The sequence below is a fragment of the uncultured Corynebacterium sp. genome (genome assembly GCF_902489365.1).
GTDB lineage: Bacteria > Actinomycetota > Actinomycetes > Mycobacteriales > Mycobacteriaceae > Corynebacterium.
This window is the reverse complement of record NZ_CABTZR010000170.1, coordinates 1-1625: the sequence shown is the minus strand read 5'-3', so window position 1 is coordinate 1625 and position 1625 is coordinate 1. Positions and strand designations below refer to the sequence as shown.

The window sequence follows — 1625 nt, the reverse complement described above, 5'->3', positions numbered from 1 at the left end:
TGCTTCCCACGTATCGGTGATTTTCTGATCCGAGCGATAAGTGATGAGTGCCTCATCAACCTGATCCGCTAGCCACAGCAGTGCCAACTCGCGCAGCGCGGTGAGGTTTCCCACGCGGAAGTAGTTATTGAGTGCAGGCTCAATGCGTGCCTCTCGGTACACGTGGCCGTCGCTCAGACGGGTACGCAACAGCTGTGGGGAGACGTCGACAAGCTCGATCTCATCGGCAGCACGCACTACCTCGTCCGGCACCGTTTCCTGCGGCGCGATACCCGTGATCTGCTTGATAACGTCGTTGAGACTCTCCAGATGCTGGATATTGAGAGTCGACATGACGTCAATTCCGGCGTCCAGAATCTGCTCAATGTCTTCCCACCGCTTCTCGTGAACCTCGCCGCGCGGGTTAGAGTGAGCAAACTCATCGACGAGAACGATCTCGGGGTGCCGCTGGATAACCGCCGCGGTGTCCATTTCACCCGCGGAAATGCCCTCGACAGCGCGCCTCGGTACAATCTCCAGACCCTCGCACAGGGCCTTGGTGTACGCGCGCCCGTGGTCTTCCACGACCCCAACGACAACGTCGCGGCCTTGGTCGACCAGCGTGTGCGCTTCGCTGAGCATGGCGCAGGTTTTGCCCGCGCCGGGAGCGGCGCCCAACAGAATCTTCAGGGTGCCGCGTTTGACCCGCGTCGGGGGTGTCGTCGGTTCGGTCAACATTGCTTCATCTTATGAGCTGATCTTTATGGGCAGGGGGTAGGCGTGGGCAATGCAATGTTGAGTGTGGTCACATTTACCGTGTCCTCGCCCAAGAAACCCAAGCTGGCATGCTCAGTATTGTCTGCAATCAGCTTCTTCACGTCTTCGACTCGCATCCCCTGTTCCCGGGCCACACGCGGAGCCTGCAGCTCCGCGTACTCGGGGCTGATGCCTGAATCCACGCCGGAACCGGAGCCGGTAACGGCATCGGCAGGCACCTGCTCCACTGATACGCCTTCGCGCTGGGCAACCTCCTCTCGGCGTTCCCGGATGGCCTTCTCTAGCTCCGTACTTGATGTGCCGTAGTTACTCATACCTTCCGCGCGGGCGAAGAAGTAGGGGCCATCTTCCAAGCCATCCTGAATCTGACTGGAACCGACCAGGCATTCACCCCGGTAGATAAGGTTTCCCTCGGCAGATTTCGGGGTGATGCGAGATATTCCCCACACCGCAGCCGGATAGATCATGCCCAGCGCGACGACGCATAAGAGCACGGCGACGAATCCGGCGATGAGATTACGCAAATAAACACGCATTATTGCTTCCTTTTTCTTTGCAGGTTTTCTTTATAGGCCTGGAAGGAGGGAGACGACTTGGTCGATAACCCAGATGCCAATGAACGGGGTAATCACGCCACCTAATCCCCAAATACCGAGGTTTCGACGCAACAGTGAGGACGCGGAGGCCGGCTTGTAGGACACACCCTTGAGCGCCAATGGGATGAGCGCGACGATGATGAGCGCGTTGAAGACAACTGCGGACACAATGGCGGACTCAGGGGAATGCAGGTGCATGACGTTGAGGCGCTCCAAGTGCGGCAACTGCGTAGAGAAGAGCGCCGGCAGGATGGCAAAGTACTTCGCCAGGTC

The 1625-nt window shown here is 58.6% G+C and carries 1 protein-coding gene and 2 pseudogenes; all 3 read right to left on the bottom strand.

Annotated elements, in window-relative coordinates; genetic code table 11:
- Positions 1-717, bottom strand: a pseudogene (locus tag RDN59_RS12260) (sensor histidine kinase KdpD); the annotation flags it as partial.
- A 23-nt stretch (positions 718-740) separates the two neighbouring features.
- A complete protein-coding gene (locus RDN59_RS12255) occupies positions 741-1292 on the bottom strand; it encodes a potassium-transporting ATPase subunit C (protein WP_308608077.1) in 552 nt (183 codons plus the stop codon).
- A gap of 30 nt (positions 1293-1322) precedes the next feature.
- Positions 1323-1625: pseudogene (locus RDN59_RS12250) on the bottom strand (potassium-transporting ATPase subunit B); the annotation flags it as partial.

Coding starts and splice junctions, on each gene's coding strand:
- RDN59_RS12255 (WP_308608077.1), bottom strand. CDS start 1,292: ATGCGTGTTTATTTGCGTAATCTCATCGCCGGATTCGTCGCCGTGCTC.